General features: G+C 61.2%; 21 protein-coding genes and 1 pseudogene. 12 read left to right on the top strand and 10 right to left on the bottom strand.

All coding sequences use genetic code 11. The features are described from left to right. Nucleotides 1-22: 22 nt before the first annotated feature. The 3 genes from fabG (at nucleotide 23) to PW789_RS14805 (ending at nucleotide 1,857) form a co-directional block, all read left to right on the top strand. On the top strand, nucleotides 23-769 hold the full coding sequence (gene fabG, locus PW789_RS14795) for a 3-oxoacyl-[acyl-carrier-protein] reductase (protein ID WP_299377707.1): 747 nt from the start codon (nucleotides 23-25) through the stop codon (nucleotides 767-769). Between the two features lie 3 nt (nucleotides 770-772). After that, entirely contained in the window at nucleotides 773-1,270 is a 498-nt protein-coding gene (locus tag PW789_RS14800) for a GNAT family N-acetyltransferase (protein WP_299377709.1), read from the top strand. A 179-nt stretch (nucleotides 1,271-1,449) separates the two neighbouring features. Beyond that, nucleotides 1,450-1,857, top strand: coding sequence for a helix-turn-helix domain-containing protein (locus tag PW789_RS14805; protein WP_299377712.1), 408 nt, complete (start codon nucleotides 1,450-1,452; stop codon nucleotides 1,855-1,857). Between the two features lie 105 nt (nucleotides 1,858-1,962). Here PW789_RS14805 and PW789_RS14810 read toward each other — a convergent pair whose 3' ends face one another. The 7 genes from PW789_RS14810 to PW789_RS14840 all read right to left on the bottom strand — a co-directional run bounded on the left by PW789_RS14810 (nucleotide 1,963) and on the right by PW789_RS14840 (nucleotide 7,034). Continuing rightward, the gene (locus tag PW789_RS14810) at nucleotides 1,963-2,778 is read right to left on the bottom strand and encodes a rhomboid family intramembrane serine protease (protein ID WP_299377713.1); all 816 of its coding nucleotides are present in this window, start codon (nucleotides 2,776-2,778) and stop codon (nucleotides 1,963-1,965) included. A gap of 96 nt (nucleotides 2,779-2,874) precedes the next feature. Continuing rightward, complete coding sequence (locus tag PW789_RS14815; RefSeq protein WP_299377714.1) at nucleotides 2,875-3,381, bottom strand: hypothetical protein; 507 nt, start codon at nucleotides 3,379-3,381, stop codon at nucleotides 2,875-2,877. 129 nt (nucleotides 3,382-3,510) lie between these two features. Continuing rightward, nucleotides 3,511-4,494, bottom strand: coding sequence for an MBL fold metallo-hydrolase (locus tag PW789_RS14820; protein ID WP_299377715.1), 984 nt, complete (start codon nucleotides 4,492-4,494; stop codon nucleotides 3,511-3,513). A gap of 45 nt (nucleotides 4,495-4,539) precedes the next feature. Further along, nucleotides 4,540-4,791 carry a hypothetical protein gene (locus PW789_RS14825; RefSeq protein ID WP_299377716.1) on the bottom strand — a complete coding sequence of 84 codons (252 nt, stop codon included), beginning with the start codon at nucleotides 4,789-4,791 and terminating at the stop codon, nucleotides 4,540-4,542. Further along, nucleotides 4,788-5,351 carry a MaoC family dehydratase gene (locus PW789_RS14830; protein ID WP_367182566.1) on the bottom strand — a complete coding sequence of 188 codons (564 nt, stop codon included), beginning with the start codon at nucleotides 5,349-5,351 and terminating at the stop codon, nucleotides 4,788-4,790. The genes PW789_RS14825 and PW789_RS14830 overlap by 4 nt, the downstream gene beginning before the upstream one ends. Continuing rightward, a complete protein-coding gene (locus PW789_RS14835; RefSeq protein ID WP_299377719.1) occupies nucleotides 5,299-6,153 on the bottom strand; it encodes a 3-hydroxybutyryl-CoA dehydrogenase in 855 nt (284 codons plus the stop codon). The genes PW789_RS14830 and PW789_RS14835 overlap by 53 nt, the downstream gene beginning before the upstream one ends. A gap of 53 nt (nucleotides 6,154-6,206) precedes the next feature. Next, nucleotides 6,207-7,034, bottom strand: coding sequence for a PP2C family serine/threonine-protein phosphatase (locus PW789_RS14840; RefSeq protein WP_299377720.1), 828 nt, complete (start codon nucleotides 7,032-7,034; stop codon nucleotides 6,207-6,209). A gap of 95 nt (nucleotides 7,035-7,129) precedes the next feature. Between PW789_RS14840 and PW789_RS14845 the strand changes: the two are divergent. Both PW789_RS14845 and PW789_RS14850 read left to right on the top strand, forming a co-directional pair. Continuing rightward, nucleotides 7,130-7,411, top strand: a pseudogene (locus PW789_RS14845) (site-specific DNA-methyltransferase); the annotation flags it as partial. Between the two features lie 79 nt (nucleotides 7,412-7,490). After that, nucleotides 7,491-7,970, top strand: coding sequence for a site-specific DNA-methyltransferase (locus PW789_RS14850; protein ID WP_299377722.1), 480 nt, complete (start codon nucleotides 7,491-7,493; stop codon nucleotides 7,968-7,970). 6 nt (nucleotides 7,971-7,976) lie between these two features. On the opposite strand, the gene PW789_RS14855 is transcribed toward PW789_RS14850, so the two are convergent. Both PW789_RS14855 and PW789_RS14860 read right to left on the bottom strand, forming a co-directional pair. Next, nucleotides 7,977-8,894: a metallophosphoesterase gene (locus tag PW789_RS14855; protein ID WP_299377724.1), complete on the bottom strand. Its 918-nt coding sequence runs from the start codon at nucleotides 8,892-8,894 to the stop codon at nucleotides 7,977-7,979. Nucleotides 8,895-8,984: 90 nt separating this feature from the next. Further along, a complete protein-coding gene (locus tag PW789_RS14860; protein WP_299377727.1) occupies nucleotides 8,985-10,526 on the bottom strand; it encodes a glycosyltransferase family 39 protein in 1,542 nt (513 codons plus the stop codon). 101 nt (nucleotides 10,527-10,627) lie between these two features. On the opposite strand from PW789_RS14860, the gene PW789_RS14865 reads away from it, so the two are divergent. From PW789_RS14865 to PW789_RS14895, 7 genes are all read left to right on the top strand, one after another. Beyond that, entirely contained in the window at nucleotides 10,628-11,086 is a 459-nt protein-coding gene (locus PW789_RS14865; RefSeq protein ID WP_299377729.1) for a vitamin K epoxide reductase family protein, read from the top strand. Nucleotides 11,087-11,089: 3 nt separating this feature from the next. Beyond that, a complete protein-coding gene (locus PW789_RS14870; RefSeq protein ID WP_299377731.1) occupies nucleotides 11,090-11,482 on the top strand; it encodes a hypothetical protein in 393 nt (130 codons plus the stop codon). Nucleotides 11,483-11,538: 56 nt separating this feature from the next. Next, nucleotides 11,539-12,585: a cyclic dehypoxanthinyl futalosine synthase gene (gene mqnC, locus PW789_RS14875; protein WP_299377733.1), complete on the top strand. Its 1,047-nt coding sequence runs from the start codon at nucleotides 11,539-11,541 to the stop codon at nucleotides 12,583-12,585. Between the two features lie 200 nt (nucleotides 12,586-12,785). Continuing rightward, nucleotides 12,786-13,334 carry a DapH/DapD/GlmU-related protein gene (locus tag PW789_RS14880; protein WP_299377735.1) on the top strand — a complete coding sequence of 183 codons (549 nt, stop codon included), beginning with the start codon at nucleotides 12,786-12,788 and terminating at the stop codon, nucleotides 13,332-13,334. A 172-nt stretch (nucleotides 13,335-13,506) separates the two neighbouring features. Further along, nucleotides 13,507-15,030, top strand: a complete 1,524-nt coding sequence (locus PW789_RS14885; RefSeq protein ID WP_299377737.1) for a cellulose synthase family protein — start codon at nucleotides 13,507-13,509, stop codon at nucleotides 15,028-15,030. A gap of 20 nt (nucleotides 15,031-15,050) precedes the next feature. Further along, the gene (locus PW789_RS14890) at nucleotides 15,051-16,415 is read left to right on the top strand and encodes an aminopeptidase P N-terminal domain-containing protein (RefSeq protein WP_299377739.1); all 1,365 of its coding nucleotides are present in this window, start codon (nucleotides 15,051-15,053) and stop codon (nucleotides 16,413-16,415) included. A gap of 101 nt (nucleotides 16,416-16,516) precedes the next feature. Next, nucleotides 16,517-16,894: a hypothetical protein gene (locus tag PW789_RS14895; protein WP_299377741.1), complete on the top strand. Its 378-nt coding sequence runs from the start codon at nucleotides 16,517-16,519 to the stop codon at nucleotides 16,892-16,894. Between the two features lie 113 nt (nucleotides 16,895-17,007). Here PW789_RS14895 and PW789_RS14900 read toward each other — a convergent pair whose 3' ends face one another. Beyond that, nucleotides 17,008-17,832: an outer membrane beta-barrel protein gene (locus PW789_RS14900; protein ID WP_299377743.1), complete on the bottom strand. Its 825-nt coding sequence runs from the start codon at nucleotides 17,830-17,832 to the stop codon at nucleotides 17,008-17,010. Nucleotides 17,833-17,947 lie beyond the last annotated feature (115 nt).

Consider the following 17,947-nt stretch of genomic DNA (forward strand, 5'->3'; position numbering starts at 1 on the left):
AAGTTGAACTCCGGAGAGTGATTTGAGCAATTTGAACGGTCGTATCGCATTGGTTACAGGAGCTTCACAGGGCATCGGGCGCGCCTGCGCCATCGAGCTTGCCCGCCGCGGCGCTCACGTCGCACTCGCCGCCCGTAACGCAGAAAAACTCGCCGGCGTCGCCCAGGAGATCACCGCAGCCGGAGGCACCGCCAAGGCCTTCGCGCTCGACGTCTCCAGCGAGGAGTCCATCAAGGAAGCCGCCAGGGCCATCGTCGCCGAGTTCGGCAAGGTCGAGATCCTCGTCAACAACGCCGGCATCACCCGCGACATCCTCTCAATGCGCATGAAGAAGGCTGACTGGGATGACGTGCTCACCACCAATCTCACAGGCGCCTTTCTGCTCACGCAGGCCCTGATGATGCAGATGGTAAAGAACCGCTGGGGCCGCATCATCAACATCACCTCCGTCGTCGGCGAGACCGGTCAGGCGGGCCAGGCCAACTATGCCGCCTCCAAGGCAGGCATGATCGGCCTCACCAAGTCGCTCGCCCGCGAACTGGCCAGCCGCACCATCACCGTCAACGCGGTCGCTCCCGGCTATATTGAGACCTCGATGACCGCCGTGCTCACCGACGACCAGAAGAACGCCATGACCCAGCACATCCCGCTGGGCCGCGTCGGCACCGACATGGACATCGCCAACGCCGTCGCCTTCCTCGCCTCCGAGGAGGCCAGCTACATCACCGGTCACACGCTCGATGTGAACGGTGGCATGTACATGGGCTGAACCATGCCCGCGATCGTCATCCGCGCAGCGCAGGGCGAGCAGGACATCGCCGCCGTGCGACGCCTGATGCTCGCCTACGGCAAATTTCTCTCCAACAACCCCTCCGGCGCTCCCTCCATCTGCCTTACCGGCTACGAGGAGGAGCTCGCCAGCCTTCCCAACGGATATGCAACCATCCTTCTCGCCGAGGTCGACGGCTCACCTGCGGGCTGCGTCGGTCTTCGCGAGATCGACCGCTCCGAGCGTGCCTGCGAGATGAAGCGCCTCTGGGTCGACGGCTCCTTCCGTGGCCTGCAGCTCGGCCGCATCCTCGTCGAGCACGCCCTCGCCTGGGCCACGGATCAGGGCTTTGCTGCGATGTACCTCGACACCGTCCCCGCCGCCATGCCCGAGGCCAACCGTCTCTACACCAGCCTCGGCTTTGTCCCGGTCGAGCGCTACAACACGAACCCGGTCGCCGACATCCAGTTCTTACGGAAGCCTCTCAGCAACGTCCGATAACCAGAAAAAGTCTGTTGTAGTAATTGGTTCCACTTGCGCACGGGGTTCAAGTAGAACTTCATCTCTTGCTCGGTATCCATCTGGAGAGGAACCACCCGTGGTACGGAAGTCTCAGGTATTTACCAACTTAGGGATTGACCCGACCTTCAGACCTGTTTACTTTGTGGCTAATGGCTGCCATGCAAATACTTACTGCCGAGACCGAAACCGACTCCCCCGCTGAAGCCCTTTCTATCGCCATGAACATCGGCGCAACCATCAGGGACTACCGCCTGCAGAAGGGAATGTCCCAGGGCGATATCGAAAAGCGTACCGGTCTCCTGCGCTGCTATCTCTCGCGGGTCGAGAACGGACACACCGTTCCCTCACTCGAGACCCTGCAGAAGATCGCCCGCGCCCTCGACCTGCAACTCTCGGAGTTCTTCGCCGAAGAGCTCGTCGGCAAGGAGATGTCCTCGCTCCACCTCGGCGAAGAGGAGATCCGTTTCCTCACCCAGGTCCAGCGCTACTCCGCCAACCTCGGCGATAGCGACCGCCGCCTGCTGCTGGCCATGGTGCGCAAGTTCGCCCAGACTACGCTCAGCTAAGCCTTCGCACACCGAGAGGCGAGACGCAAATAAAGAGAGACGCAAATGAAGAAAGGAGAGCCATAGGCTCTCCTTTCTTCGTTTCAACTTCAATCCGGCATCAACTCAGTGCATATTGGCGACGCCGTACCCGAACAGGGCCAGGAACAGCGCCGCTCCGGCAAAGACGATCTTCTGCCGCCCAAGGTAGCGCTCTCTGCCGCTGGTCATCTCAGGCACCAGGGGCACGCCCAGAGCCAGACCGGAGAGAAACCCTCCCACATGGGCCGAGTTGTCGATACGGATCAGCGGCAGGGCGATGGTCGCCAGTCCGATGACCAGGTTCAGCGCGGCGAACTGGATGACAGACTTTCGCAGCCTTTGCAGCTCGGACACCGGGATCGGCAGCTTATGGTTCGACAGCAGGACGATCAGGATGCCCGCGATCCCGAAGACCGCCCCCGAGGCTCCCGCGCCCACCGAGATCATGTCGTGCGTCACCACGTTGACGCCCAGGCTCAGCAGGTTGCCCGCGATTCCCGTCAGCAGGTACACCGCTCCCATGCCCCAGGGGCCCAGCAGAGGCTCGCCCAGCAGCCCCAGGTTCCACAGGCACCACATGTTGGTCAGCAGATGGATCAGCCCCACGTGAACAAAGGTGGCCGTCAGCAGGCGATACCACTCGCCGTGCAGCACCAGCACCGGGATGTTTGCGCCGAAGTGGATCAGCTGCAGCGGTGTCGGCGAAGCCGGATCCACACCATGCAGCACCATCCAGAGATACACCGCGCAGTTGATCCCCACCAGAATGTAGGTTCCGCGGGCAGACAGGATGCTGCGGGTCCGCCTGCGCGTCGGCGCCACGTTCTCGGCGGAGTACGCCATCTCGGGATCGGTTGGCGGAAGAATCTCGCCCTCTTGCTGCGGGAAGGAGGAAGACATCGGTCGTTCTCTCTACGCTATCAAATCGAGAGGCCGCGCAGGATCACACCAAGGGTGATCCAATCGCGGCCTGATGTTTTCAGGAAAAAATATTGGCTAGGCGGCCTTGGTAAAGCGCTCGCGCAGGTCTTCCGGAAGACGCTGCTGCACCATCGCGCCAAGGAAGCCAGGAAGTGGTGTCGCAACCGCGACCAGCACCCAGATCAGCGACGACAGAACAATCCCGGCGATCGCAACCGCCTCCAGCGAGATAGCAAAAGCATGCGCCTGGCTCACGTGAACGTGCAGCTTGCCGATATGCGTGATCATCTCCAGCCGATGAATGATGATGGCCGCCAGCATAAAGGCCGCGATCGACAGCGTGCTGACCGTAATCAGCAGAACATCGATGGTGCGGGAGACGCGCTGACGACGGCGGCAATGTCCGCAGTCCGAAAGATGCTGCTCATAATCGGTGCGCATCGCCGGCGAAATCCCGGAGATGTCATACCGCCAGCCGGAAAGAATATCGCCCACAACCTGATCGGTACAGGTAGTGGAGCGGTCACGGCGAGATGCGGCACGTCCTGAAGGTTGTCTATTCATCTTCTGTTCAAACTTCATTCTATCTTCTTTTGATATCCGGTCCGAGTCAAAAGATTCCGAGGAAAGCGACCCTGAACGATAAACGCCTACCACTAAGCCTTCTCGAATCCGCTATTTAAGGCATCGAACCTGACGTAACTCCCTCAGTTACAGGCAGATCGGCTCGAGCGGCGAGCCTTGTTCGGCCAATAAAATTCGATTGCCCAGCAGCTTCGGATGGCCGGACAACGCCTGCTCCGCCGCCAGCCGCGCCAGCTCCGGCGCATTGTTCGACTCCGACAGGTGCCCGAGAACGATGAAGCTCGCCGAGCCGTCATAGTCCTGCTCCAGAAACTCCGCCGTGGCCAGGTTGGAGAGATGCCCCACCCGTGAGAGCACCCGCTGCTTCACCGACCACGGATACGGGCCGTCCTTCAGCATCTCCAGGTCGTGATTGGACTCCAGCAGCAACACGTCGATCTTCTTCAGCGCCATCTTCACATTGGGAGGCATGTAGCCGAGATCGGTCGCCAGGGCCATGCGCGCGCCCTCGGCTTCGAAGACAAATCCACAGGGATCCACAGCGTCATGTGGAATCGTAAACGGCGTAATTTCAATATCTCCGATAGAAAACTGCCGACCGGAGAGAAAGTATTCCACAGACGGCAGCGACGCCGGATCGGCCTTCACCCGGGCCGGCTCCGGGGTCTCCGGCTCATCGGGATCTTCCACAGGCTCAGAGGAAGCCGCCTCAACCGCAGCCGACATGCTGTCGCAGATTCCCGGCTCGGCGCCCTGCGCGGCGGCACGAGCGCGCTCTTCTTTTTCGCGCTGTACCTGATCCATCCACTCGGCGTAGGAGAGCGTCCGCCGCGGGGTCATCATGCGGACCCAGGCGCGGTGCGTCGGCTCGGTAAAGTAGACCGGGATGCCCAGCTTGCGGGCCATCACGCCGAGTCCGGCGACGTGGTCCTGATGCTCGTGGGTGATCAGGATAGCGTCCAGCGCGGCGGGATCTTCCCCGGCGATCGCCATGCGCTTCATCAGCTCACGGCACGACAGCCCGGCATCCACCAGCACCCGTGTACGGGACGACGAGATGACCGTGCTGTTGCCTTTTGAACCCGAGGCGAGCACTGTCATCCGCATCATCCCTCTACGATACCCCGTTCTCCTGTGGGTTTTCGCGCAGGGTAACTAGGCTGATTCCTCGATAGCAGGAGGCCGCATGACGCGCGCAATCTCGGCCAGCAGGATCGAGTGCCCGTTGGGGCCCTTCCGCACAAAGCCGCTTGGCGTCTGTTCCACCTCCAGGCAGAACAGATCCGGCGTCTCACCTTCGTCGACGATGACCAGGATCTGCGCCAGCATGCTGCTGCCGTCCGTCATCTCCAGAACCACAACCTCGTCGACCTGCGTCTTCAGGAAGCTCTTCTCCGCCTCCGTCACGCCTTGACCGGATGGCGCAGAGGCGCGAGGAAGTTCACCGTCGACCGCAACACCACCTCGTTGCGCTGGTTGTACGCCAGCGTCCGCGTACGAACCACGCCAAACTCCTTGCGCGAGTTCGACTGCCGCACACCCACAACCTCAATCTCCGTACGAATCGTATCGCCCGGCCGTACCGGCTCCGTCCAGCGCATCTCCTCGACGCCTGCGCCGATCATGCCGCCGAACACCGGAACCGACTGCACCCGCAGGCGCATCACGATCGCCGCCGTCAGCCAGCCCGAGGCGGCCAATCCCTTGAAGAACGAGCCTTCGCCCGCTGCCTCATCCAGGTGAAAGGGCTGCGGGTCGTACTTCTGCCCGAACTCCTTGATCTCTTCTGCCGTCACCTTCGCGCTGCCGACCGAGTTCATCTTTTGGCCGACGTAGAAATCCTCAAAGTAAAGCTCTTGCGACATGCTTTCTCCTGACCGATCCAGTGTACCTATCTCTATGGACGCACGCGGGCTATGTGTAGTTGTAGAAGCCCCGGCCCGACTTTCTCCCCAGCCACCCGGCATCGACCATCCGCACCAGCAGAGGACACGGACGGTACTTCGGATCGCCCATTCCCTGCTCCAGCACCCGCATGATGTCCAGGCAGACATCCAGCCCGATAAAGTCCGCCAGCGTCAGCGGCCCCATCGGATGCGCCATCCCCAGCTGAAAGACTTTATCCACAGCCTCCGGCGTCGCCACGCCCTCCATCACCGCGAAGATCGCCTCGTTGATCAGCGGCATCAGCACGCGGTTGGAGACGAACCCTGCGGCATCGTTTACCTCCACTGGAGTCTTGCCCATCGCCACGGCCAGCTGCTCCACCGCATCGAAGGTCGCCTGCGAGGTCTGCAGGCCGCGAATCACCTCCACCAGCGCCATCATCGGTACAGGGTTGAAGAAGTGCATCCCGATCACCTGACCGGGCCGCCCCGTCGCAGCAGCCAGCTTGGTGATCGAGATCGAGCTGGTATTCGAAGCCAGGATCGCCTCAGGCCGTAGCAATCGATCCAGCTCACGAAACAGCGCCGCCTTCACCTCGAAGCGTTCGGTCGCCGCCTCGATGACAACATCACAACCGCCGAGCATCTCGCGGTCTGTGGCCAGCTGAATACGCGCCCGCGCCTCATCCGCCTGCTGGCGCGTCAGCTTCTCCTTCGCCACCTCGCGGGCAAGATTCTTCTCGATGGTTGCGACTCCGCGCTCCAGCAACCCCGGCGTAAGATCGCACAGCATCACCGCAAAACCCGACCGCGCCGCGACGTGCGCGATGCCATTGCCCATCGTCCCGGCACCCAGCACCGCAATGGTTTTAACGGCATGCATCCGCATCGCCCTCCGTGCGTTGAGGAGTGTAGCAGCTCAGGCCATCTGCAATGTCAGGAGGGCTGCACCGAGACCAGCAGCACGGTGATGTTGTCGCCGCCGCCGCGCTCATTTGCCGCGTCCACCAGCGCCTTGCAGGCCGCATAGAGATCGTGCTTCTCGGGCTTGGCCGGCACGGCTCGCAGTATCTCTTCCAGGTCGTCGTCGCTCAGGTCGCGGGTCAGACCGTCGGACGCCAGCAGGTAGAGATCGCCGATCAGCGGGCGATACCCATGAATCTCCGGCTCCACGGCCCCCTGCGCCCCCACGGCCCGGGTAATCAGGTTCCGCATCGGCGACTCCGCTGCCTGCTCCGGCGTAATCTGCCCGGCACGCACCTGCTCCTCCACCAGAGAGTGGTCGCGGGTCAGCAGCTTCAGGTGCGTTCGCCGCAGCTGGTAGCAGCGGCTGTCGCCGACATGCACCAGCCAGAGGGTCGGCGGATCGGTAGCCCGCGCATTGGGATGGTGGCGTGCGCTCTTCTTCGGCCCGGGCTCCTCGTCCCTGGCTATGATCGGCGCATGCAGCAGCGCCACCAGCGTCGTTCCCATGCCCGAGAGCTCCGGGGTCTTGCGTGCCTGCTCCAGGATGGCATGGTTCGCGGCCTGAATTGCAGCATTGATCCGTGACTGCACCCGCATCGGCGGCCCGTTGAGCGAGAGATGCGTCAGGAACGTCTCTACGGCAAGATGGCTTGCGACCTCGCCCCCTGCGGCGCCGCCCATACCGTCGCAGACAGCAAATATCCCTGAAGATGGCGCGGCGACGCAGGCGTCCTCATTAGCGCGGCGGACGCGTCCCTTGTCCGAGATCATGGCGAAGCTGAGTTTGTTGGCAGCCACTACGAGCGAAAAATTCCTATGTGGAGAAAACAATACACGTCCGCGCTCCGTAGTCCAAGGCTGCGTTAGTGTTAGGAGATAAGGAAAGGATCCAGATGAACCAGGGTGGGAGCGGGAGCGTCCTTCTCGGCGAGAACCTCCGGCGATTGAAGGCGATAGAAAGCGAGTCGATCGAGCTGATCTACATCGATCCCCCCTTCAACACCGGCAAGGCGCAGAGCCGCCCCCGGATCAGGACCGTCCGCGACACCGCCGGAGACCGCGTCGGCTTCGGCGGTCATCGCTATCGCACCGAGCGGCTTACCGGCACCAAAGCCGGCGCCGGCTACCTCGACGTCTTCGACGATTTCATCGGCTTCCTCCGCCCGCGCATGGAGGAGGCCTATCGCATCCTCTCGCCCACCGGCTCGCTGCTCTTCCACATCGACTACCGCGAAGTGCACTACTGCAAGATGCATGCTCGACGAGATCTTCGGTCGCGCCAGCTTTCAGAACGAGATCATCTGGGCCTACGACTACGGTGCTCGCTCCAAGCAGAAGTGGCCAGCCAAGCACGACAATATTCTCTGGTACTCCAAAGACCCCAAGCGCTACACCTTTAACCTCGATGCCAGCGATCGCATCCCCTACATGGCTCCCGGCCTCGTCGGAGCAGCCAAGGCCGCGCGCGGCAAAACACCCACCGACGTCTGGTGGCACACCATCGTCTCGCCCACCGGCAAAGAGAAGACCGGCTACGCCACGCAGAAGCCGCTGGGCGTCCTCGAGCGCATGGTGAAGGTGCACTCCAACCCCGGCGACACCGTACTCGACTTCTTCGCCGGCAGTGGAACCGCAGGGGAAGCGGCAGCAAAGCATGGTCGTAATTTCGTCATGATCGACAAAAATCGCGACGCCGTGCGGCTCATGAAGCGGCGGCTCAAAAGTTATCTCTGACGCTGGTTATGCTCCTACCGCTTTGAAGCCATAGGTCTCGTAGTGTGTCGTCATCTTTCCACCGGCCACCGTCACGACCGTGAAGCCCTCCGGCGTGCCCATGCGGACACCCTTCCACCAGTTGCCGCAGACCGCGCCGCTGGTGATGTACGGTATGCCCTTGTACTCCACGTTTTCGTTGATGTGCGTATGCCCCTGCAGTACGCCAAGCACGTTATGCCCATCGAGCAGGTCGACCACCTCGTTCGCATTCCCAACCGTCAGCGACTGGTGTTTCGCCGGCGTCATGGGCATGGGAATGTAGGAGGCAAAGGCCGAGACCAGCGGGATATGCACCGAGATGATAATCGGCGTCCCCTTGGGCAGCGCGGCCAGGTCAGCCTTCAGCCACTCCATCTGTTCGGCATCGATACGGCCCTCGTACATCCGATCGCTGGTGATGCCGATCGAGTCCAGCACGATAAAGTGCACACCCTTGTGATCGAAGGTGTAGAAGCGCTTGCCGAAGCGATCCTCGAAGATCTTCTTGCCATAGAGCGGATCGGTCGGCGAAACGCCGCTTACCGGATAGATCCCGAAGACATCGTGGTTTCCGATCGTGTGATGAACCTTCAGCCCAAGATCCTGCTCGGTCTTGTCATACAGATCGAACAACTGCAGCGCCCGTGCCTTGGGAACACCCAGCGAGTCGAAGACATGGTCGCCGCCGTTGATGGCGAAGTCGGCCTTGAACGTACGCGCCTTCTTCATCGCCATGTCCGTGCCCATCGCCGCATTCAGCTCCGGTTGAATATGCGCATCCGTGATGAACACGAAGGAGAACGGTTCCACCTTTGGAGCAGCAAACAGCGAGGAAGGAGCAACAGCCGCGGCAGCACCCGCAGCCCCGAGAAGGGTAAGGAATTCACGACGGGACGTATTCACGCGACCATTTTAGACCCGCCGCGTTACGGCAAGAAAAACGTAGGGAAACCATGCAACGTGTTCGCGGGAGCTGCCAGCAGATGCCTTCCCTCACCACGCCTTGAGGCTGGGCCACAAGTCGTACAGGCTGACCTTCGGATCGCGGCACAGGTAAAGGTTGAAGCGCTCTTCACTCCGCACGTAAGGGCCTCCCACGGTGTCCGCCGTCTGCACCGACCGAAAGACCGCTCGGTCTCCCCTGCCATCGCTTCCGAGGACGATCACCGTGCTGCCCGTATACTCCCGCGGCCCCCATAGCCAGTAGCTCTCGTTCTTGCCGATCGCGGGCGGCAGTCCATAGCGCGGCCCGAAGAAGTCGATCGCCGCCGCCTCGCCATAGTTGTTCCCAAATATCGCCGTATCCGCCCGCTCGCTCTCCGGCAGGCTGCGATAAACCTGTGCCGTGCGGCGAACCATCTCCTCCCAGCCGAACTCATCGGCAAACTGCTGCGGCAGAAGGTCGGGATGCAGATTCTCCAGGCGAATCGGCGTGAAATCACCGAAATGCCTCTGGTAAGCGATAAACTGCTCCACCGGCAACACCGGCAGGGAGAACGGGGCCAGCAGCGCTCCCGCCGCAAAGACGCTCGCAGCATAACCGAATCGCAGCCAGCGGCCACGCATCGCAGTCACCTGCTCGAAGGCAACCGCACCAGCCGCGAAGAGGACCGGATAGATCGGCGTCACATAGTAGTTCTTCGACTTCATCAGCATCAGCGTGCAGAAGACCGTAAGAAACGCGAACGCAAGCCAGCGGCTATTCTTTGCCTGCTTCGAGAACAGCAGCCACACCAATCCGCCAAGCCAGAGCGGCGCCAGCAGAGGATTCATCAGCACCATCTGGTCGGCGATAAAGGCCAGCGGAGCGCGCTCAATCCGCGATCCGCTCAAGCGCGAATTCCGCTCGAACTCCAGGAAGGGAAAGTGATGCTGCGCCAGCCAGACAAAATTAGGAAGGAATAGCAAAAGCGCGATCCCAACGCCAGGCAGCAACCAGCGGCTGCGCAGCATACGGCGCTGGCTGGAACAAAGAAGCCCAAGCAACAATCCCGCCACAGGCAGCAGCACTGAGTACTTATTCTCAAGCCCCACGCCCGCCAGCGCTCCGATCAGAAGCCAGTATCGCGGCTCGTCGCGGTTGACCATGCGCAGCGCCGCCCACAGCAGCCCCATCCAGAGCAGGGGCTCAAACGCGTTCATCGTCAGCCAGTGGTGCATCATCAGGTACACGGGCACCGGAATCACTGCCGCAGCCGCCATGCCCTGCGCAAACCGTCCGCCGCCCAGCTCTCTGCTGATCGCCGCCGTGATCACCACAAGTCCCGCCCCCGCAAGGGCAGGCAGCAGCCGAAGCCCATAGAGCGACGATCCGAAGACATGCGTCGCGAACCACGTCACAAAAGCGATCAGCGGCGGGTGGTCGACGTATCCCCACTGCAGATGTTGCGCGCACGCCAGGTAGTACAGCTCATCGCGAAAGATGCCGTACCGGCCAGCCGCAAGCATTTGAATCAGAAATTTGATCAGTGCCAGAAGCGCGATTGCTCTTCCAGCCCAGGGCAGCTCAGTCCCGCGGTCACGTGCGTTGTTCATCTGTGTCTTAGCTGGTACGTCAGTTGGCGAAGAGAAGTTCCTGCCAGTCCCCGCCGCCCCGCTGCTCACCAGTCCCCACCCTGTCACGTCGTAGAATCACAATGATGAAATATCTCGTGGCATTGCTGGCCTTTGCAGGAATCGTCGTCTCGGGGATGGCCCTTCACGTTCACTACATGGACCCCTCCCAGGCTCCGCCCTGCGCCGTCACCGAGAAGTTCGACTGCGGCACGGTTAATCACAGCCGCTTCGCCGTCTTCCCACCGCGCAGCTTCGACGAGGACCCCAAGGGCGGCCACCACATCCCCGTCGCCACCATCGGCCTCATCGGCTACGCCCTCATCGCCGTGCTGGCGCTCAGCGGACGCTGGTGGCTGACCTTCCAGGCCGCGGGCATCGGCTTCATGTGCGCCGGATTTCTTAGCTACCTCGAGGCATACGTTCTGGAGAAGTGGTGCATCTACTGCCTATGGTCGCAGGGAATCATCACCGCGATTCTGCTGGTCAGCGCCGTCGCGCTCGCCATCCGATCGATGCGACCCGAAAGGCAGGCGTATTAAACGATGTGGCCCAAGGTCCTGATGCAGTTATTTGAGTTGTTGCCGCACGTCTCGCGCCTGGTGCCCATCGCGGACCGCTATCTTTCGGCGAAGGCCTCCAGCGAGACCGCCAATGAAGCCGCCTTCAGCGCCATCGCCGAAGACGTTCGCGGCGATCTCGGCCAGGTCACCCGGGCTCACGCCGCGCTCTACCGCCAGCTGCAGGACCATGGCAACCAGATCTCCGAGCTCTCGACCGACCTGCGCATCACCCGCACCCTCGCCGAGCAGAACGACAAGCGGCTAGCGGCCATCGACAACAAGCTCGACAGCCTCGACACCTACCTGAAGGTGTCTGCCGGACTGCTCGTCCTCCTGGTCATTCTGGTCCTCGTGCTGATCGTCCGCGGGCACTAAGGCCTGAAACAGCGTTTTGCCAATTCGCGGGGCTTCTCGGGCGTAAAATAAATTTCATGGGAATCAGCCGCGAACAAGCGCTCGATTGTTTCAACAGCGACGACCTCATCGGAATCGGCATGGAAGCCGACGCGGTTCGACGCCGCCTGCACCCCGAGGGCGTGGTCACCTACATCATCGACCGCAACATCAACTACACCAACTTCTGCACCGAGTACTGCACCTTCTGCGCCTTCTATCGCCCGCTCAAGGGCAAACTGGCCAGCGAAGGCTACATCCTCGACTTCGAGACGATCTACGAGAAGATCCGCGAGACCGAGGACATGGGCGGTACCGGCGTGCTGATGCAGGGCGGCCTGCACCCTGACCTGAAGATCGACTGGTTCGAAAAGCTCTTCCGCGGCATCCGTGAGCGCTTCCCCAACATCTGGCTGCACTGCCTCTCGGCCAGCGAGATCCTCGCCATCGCCGAGTACTCCGAGCTCTCCCTGCGCGACACCATCATGCGTCTGCGCGATGCCGGTCTGCAGTCGATCCCCGGCGGCGGCGCCGAGATCCTCGACGACGACGTGCGCCACCGCATCGCCCGCCTGAAGTGCAGGACCGAGGACTGGGTCAGCGTGCATCGCACCGCTCATGAGCTCGGCATGCGCACCACCGCCACCATGATGTTCGGTGTGGGCGAAACCTTCGAGCAGCGCCTCAACCACTTCGAGGTCGTCCGTCGCCTCCAGGAAGAGACCGGCGGATTCACCGCCTTCATCCCCTGGAGCTTCCAGCCCAACAACACTGCACTCGGTGGCCGCGGATGGGATGAGGCCACCTCGGTCGAGTACCTCAAGACCCTCGCCATCAGCCGCATGGTTCTCGACAACATCGAGAACGTACAGAGCTCCTGGGTCACCCAGGGCCTCAAGGTGCTGCAGATGGGCCTTCGCTTCGGCGGCAACGACGTCGGCTCCGTCATGCTGGAAGAAAACGTCGTCAAGGCTGCTGGAACGTCGAACTGCACCACGGAAGAAGAGCTGCGGCGCATCATCCGCGACGCCGGCTTCAAGCCTGTCCAAAGGGATACTTTGTACCGGACGATGTTCCTGAACTAAGCAGTTATCCGGAATTTACAGGGCATTACGAGCGTAACTTCCGCCGGATATCTGTGGCCGTCGCATTTTGACCATGCTATCTATCTAGCATGCTGAGACTTTTGAGGCCGCTCCTGCGGCATTGTGCCTTCCGGCATAACAGGCTCGTCGGCCTGTATCGGATGATCTGTAATCCATCGTCCTCCGAATATGCTGACTTCTTGCGACTGCACGGCGGCTTCCACTCCGTTGGACAGGGCTGCAGCATCCTTAAGACAACGGTCTTCCTCGATCCGGCATACGTTCGCATTGGCAACAATGTCGGATTTTCGACCTGCACGATCATCGGGCACGGCGGCGAAGTGGGCGTACTCAATATCGCCTACAACAAAATTCTGGAGGCTGTAGGCAAGGTCGAGATCCGGGACAACTGTTTTATCGGCTATAACGCCACGGTGATGCCGAATGTGACCGTTGGGCCAAACTCCATCGTGGCGGCGGGAGCAGTAGTGACCCGCGATGTTCCCCCCGGGACGATCGTTGCAGGCGTACCGGCCAGAGTGATCGGCAACACGGAGGAGTACGTCGCCAAACTGGAGAAGCAGACGGCTGACCTGCCATGGAATGACCTTCTGCAGGAGCGTGGCCCCAACTTCAACCCAGCCTACGAGCCCGAGCTGGTACGACGCAGGGTCGAGCATTTTTACGGCGTGGAAGCGCAGCCAGTGGTTGATTCGACATTATCCATATGTCTCGATCACGTAGAATAATCTGCATTCACGCATACGCGGAGTCCACGTTCTGTTTTCTTCCATCTCGATAGCCGGGGCTGACCTGACAGCCATCTTCCTCGCGCCGCACGGCCTCAGCCATTACTGGAAGACCCACTATCTTGACCAGACGTTCAAGGGGCTCTATCGCTGGAACAGCTTCGATATCTGGTTGTTGATTCCCTATTTCGTCGTGATGGTGATCCTCGCCTTTTACGGCGTGCATCGCTACCAGCTGGTCTGGCTCTACTACAAGAACCGCAAGAATGCCGCCACGTGGGATAACCCGCCCGCGCGCTGGCCCGAGGGCGAGCTGCCCTTCGTTACCATTCAGCTGCCCATCTTCAACGAGCAGTTCGTCATCGACCGCCTGATCGACGCCTGCTGCCGCCTCGATTATCCTCGCGACCGCTTTGAGATTCAGGTGCTCGACGACTCCACCGATGAGACCACCGTCGTCGCCCAGCAGATCGTCGAACGCTACGCACGCGGCTTCGCCGGCATGGAGCCGCAGCCCATCGTCTACCTCCACCGCGTCAACCGCTACGGCTACAAGGCCGGTGCGCTCGATGCCGGCCTCAAGATCGCCAGGGGCGAGTTCGTCGCCATCTTCGACGCCGACTTCGTTCCCCCGCAGCAGTGGGTCATGCAGGTCGTCCATCACTTCGCCGAGCCTGAGATCGGCATGGTGCAGACGCGCTGGACACACCTCAATCGCGACTACAGCTTCCTCACGCAGGTCGAAGCCATTCTGCTCGACGGACACTTCGTGCTGGAGCACGGCGGCCGCTCCCGCGCCGGGGTCTTCTTCAACTTCAACGGCACCGCCGGCATGTGGCGTCGCGAGACCATCGGCAACGCCGGCGGCTGGCAGCACGATACCCTCACCGAAGACACCGACCTCAGCTACCGCGCCCAGATGAACGGCTGGCGCTTCAAGTATCTGCAGGACGTTGAGTGCCCCGCCGAGCTTCCCATCGAGATGACCGCCTTCAAGACCCAGCAGGCACGCTGGGCCAAGGGCCTCATCCAGACCGGCAAGAAGATCCTGCCGCGCGTCATGAAGAGCGACCAGCCCTGGCACACCAAGCTCGAGGCCTGGTATCACCTCACTGCCAACCTCAGCTACCCGCTGATGATCGTTCTCAGCGTGCTGCTGATGCCTGCCATGATCATCCGCAGCTGGCAGGGCCTGCTGCAGATGCTGCTGATCGACCTGCCGCTCTTCATGGCCAGCACCATGTCCATCTCGAGCTTCTACCTGGTCTCGCAGAAAGAACTCTTCCCGAAGAAGTGGTACAGGACCTTCCTCTACCTGCCCTTCCTCATGGGGCTCGGCGTCGGACTCACCATCACCAACACCAAGGCCGTGATGGAAGCCCTCTTCGGCGTGCAGTCGGCCTTCGCGCGTACACCGAAGTACCGCGTGAACAAGAAGGGCGAGAAGAGCCAGGCCAAGAAGTATCGCAAGCGCCTCGGCATCATTCCCTGGATCGAGCTGGCCATCGGCTGCTACTTCGCCGCGACCGTCTGGTACGCCATCTCGACGGAGAACTTCTTCACCGTGCCGTTCCTCATCCTGTTCGTCTTCGGCTACTGGTACACCGGTCTCCTCAGCCTGCTGCAGGGACGCTTCGAGCGCTTCGGCACCGCCGGGCAGGAGTTCCACGAAAAGCCCTACCCCATGGGCATCTAGCTTCCAAGGAGTCCCACGCGATGAAGGCTCATCGTTGGTTCGCAGCTGCACTGGCTCTTATCGCCTGCAATCTCTTCGCTCTCGACTCCGTGCCCAAGGCCGAGTACCACCAGCGCCGCGAGGCCCTTGCCGGCAAGCTCAACGGCGGCTTCGCCCTTCTCTACGCCGCAGAGGAACCCGTCCTCGACTTCATGCCCTATCGCCAGGACGAGGACTTCTACTACCTCTCCGGTTGGAATGAGCCCGGCGCTGCCCTCCTCGTCATCCCCGCCGTCGATGCGGTCGCCGAGACACCCGGCACCGGTCTTGGAGGACGCGCCGCGCAGGCCTACCGCGAGATCCTCTTCCTGCCCACGCGCAATCCACGCATGGAGAAGTACACCGGCCCCAAGATGGACGCAGCTACGTCCGGCGCCGCCGCGACGACCGGCTTCGATGAAGTGCTGCCCATGACCGAGCTGCCCTCCGTCCTCAACAAGCTCGTCTCCTCCGACCGCGCGCGCCTTCGCGGCATGTGGACAGAGAAAGGGTCGCCCCAGGCAGACGCCACGCTGAACTTTCTCGGCGCCACGCTCGGAGTCGGCAGCCTTGAATCATCCGGCGACCTTGCGCAACTGATCGTCCCCATACGCGCCATCAAGTCGTCCGCCGAAATCGAACTGATCCGCAAGGCAACCAATGCCTCCATCGCCGCGCAGCGTGCCGGCATGCGCGCCATCAGGCCCGGTGTCCGTGAACGCACCGTCGCAGGAGTCGAGATCGCAAAGATGATGCAGGAGGGATGCGAGCGTCCCAGCTACGCTCCCATCGTCGGCTCAGGGCCGAACGCCACCACCCTGCACTACAGCGAGAACTCCCGCACCATGCAGTCCGGTGATCTCGTCGTCATCGACGAGGCGGGCGAGTACAGCATGTACGCCTCCGATATCACACGCACCATGCCCGTCAACGGGCACTTCACCCCGCGTCAGCGCGAGATCTACGAGATCGTCCTCGGCGCCCAGCGCGCCGCCGCCGCCGCCTTCGTCGCAGGCAAATCGAAGATCAACGACCCGCTGCACAAGAGCCCTGATTCGCTCGACACGGTCGCCTTCAATTACATCAACGAGCATGGAAAAGACCTTCACGGCCAACCGCTGGGGCAGTACATGGTCCATGGCATCGGTCATCTGGTCGGCATTAATGTGCACGACCCATGGGATTACTCCAAGCCACTCGACAAGGGAATGGTCTTCACCATCGAGCCGGGCCTGTACATCCCCGAAGAGCACATCGGCATCCGTATAGAAGACGTTTTCTATATCAATTCTGACGGTCACCTAGAGGATCTTGTGTCTCCTTTGCCCCACGAGGCTTCCGAGATCGAGTCCGCTATGCGCCCGTAACCTGCTGCCCTTCTCAATCCCCAGAGCTGCTGCTGCCGCCACATTTCGTCCGGTCGTTACCTACCGTCCGGGCCTTCTGCCGAGCGCGAGATCGACTCCCCATGCTCTCAGCTGCACTGATTCTTGTCTCTTTTCTCATGGGCTACATTGTTGTAGTCTCGCTGATCGCATTTTCAAACTTCGTGATCCCCACCTACCTGCGGACCTTCGCCGTCAGGAACAACCAATTGAGCACGGGCTACAAGCTGCTGCAGGATCTCCTTTGGCTCGTCTGCTCGTTGATCGGCGGCTACATCGTCGTCGCAGGCAGTATCGAAGCCAGGCCGCGGATCACCGCAATCCTGCTGGCCGTGGCCCTGCTCATCGTCATGTGGCGCAACATGTCTGAGGTGCGCCAGCGCGGTCTCTTCCACATGATGCTCTCCAGCCTGGGCATCATCATCGGCGTCGCCGGAGCATACCTCCTCCAGCTCTCTTAGCCCATTCCATCCAGCTCATTCAGAGCAAAAGAGAAGGCCCGGCGATTTGCCGGGCCTTCTCTTTTGTTGCATTACCATGACGAAATTGCCGTGGCACCATTAGAAGCCGTGATTTAGAAGCGGAATCCAACCGTTACCGGGAAGTATCCCGTGCGCTTGTTGTTCTCCGGATACAGGCCACCCACCGAGTTCGAGCTGGGCTGATTGTTCACCCAGGCATAACGCGCCTCGGCATACAGCTGCGACGATGAAAAGCGGCCCATCTTGTACGTAAAGCCGAGACCGGCGTTCAGACCGCCCGCATTGTTCGAGTAGTGATCGAAGACCTGGTTGGACGTAAAGCTATAGCAGTAGCCATAGTAGTCGCAGTAGTAGCCCTGCTGCGGCAGCGTAAAGTTGGACACCTTGCGGTAGAAGCCGCCGCCGCCGATCACGTAGGCGCCGAATGAATCACCCTGGTAGTAGGTGTACATCGGGTTGATCGTAAGCGACCAGACATGAGTGCTGCCATCCAGACCAGCGAAACTCACCGGATTGCCGTTATCGTCCACGAGTCCCAGGTCGTTGTAGCGGTTGTACTGGCGCAGCAGGTTCGAGCCGGAGTCGTTGAACTTGTCGTAGTTGTACTCCACCATCACGCCGAACTTCTTGTTGAAGTTGTAGCCGACACCGCCCTGCAGCTTCCAGTTGACCGTCAGGTCCTTGCCGGTCGAGCCTGCAGGTGTGTCCCAGCCGCCGCCTACCTCGAAGACATATCTCTTCGACCCATCAGGATTGTGCCAGCGGTCGCTGTAGTTCGTGCGCCCATAACGACGACGCGGAGGCGGCTGCGTCGCTTCGCTGCCAAGATTGAGGTTCGTCGCCTCTGCGGTCTCCTCGGCTCCAACGCTCGAGCTGTAGTTCAGGTCCGCAGGACGAGACAGATCCAAGGGGCTCATCAGACTCGCCTTGAGATCCAGCGGCTTAACCGCTGTCGTTGTCTGTGCTGAAAGGCTAAGGCTTGCCGCGCAGAACAACGTTGCAGCCGCGCATAAGGTCAGTGAAGTGAAGCTC

This window comes from Edaphobacter sp., assembly GCF_028283685.1.
Classification (GTDB): Bacteria; Acidobacteriota; Terriglobia; order Terriglobales; family Acidobacteriaceae; genus Edaphobacter.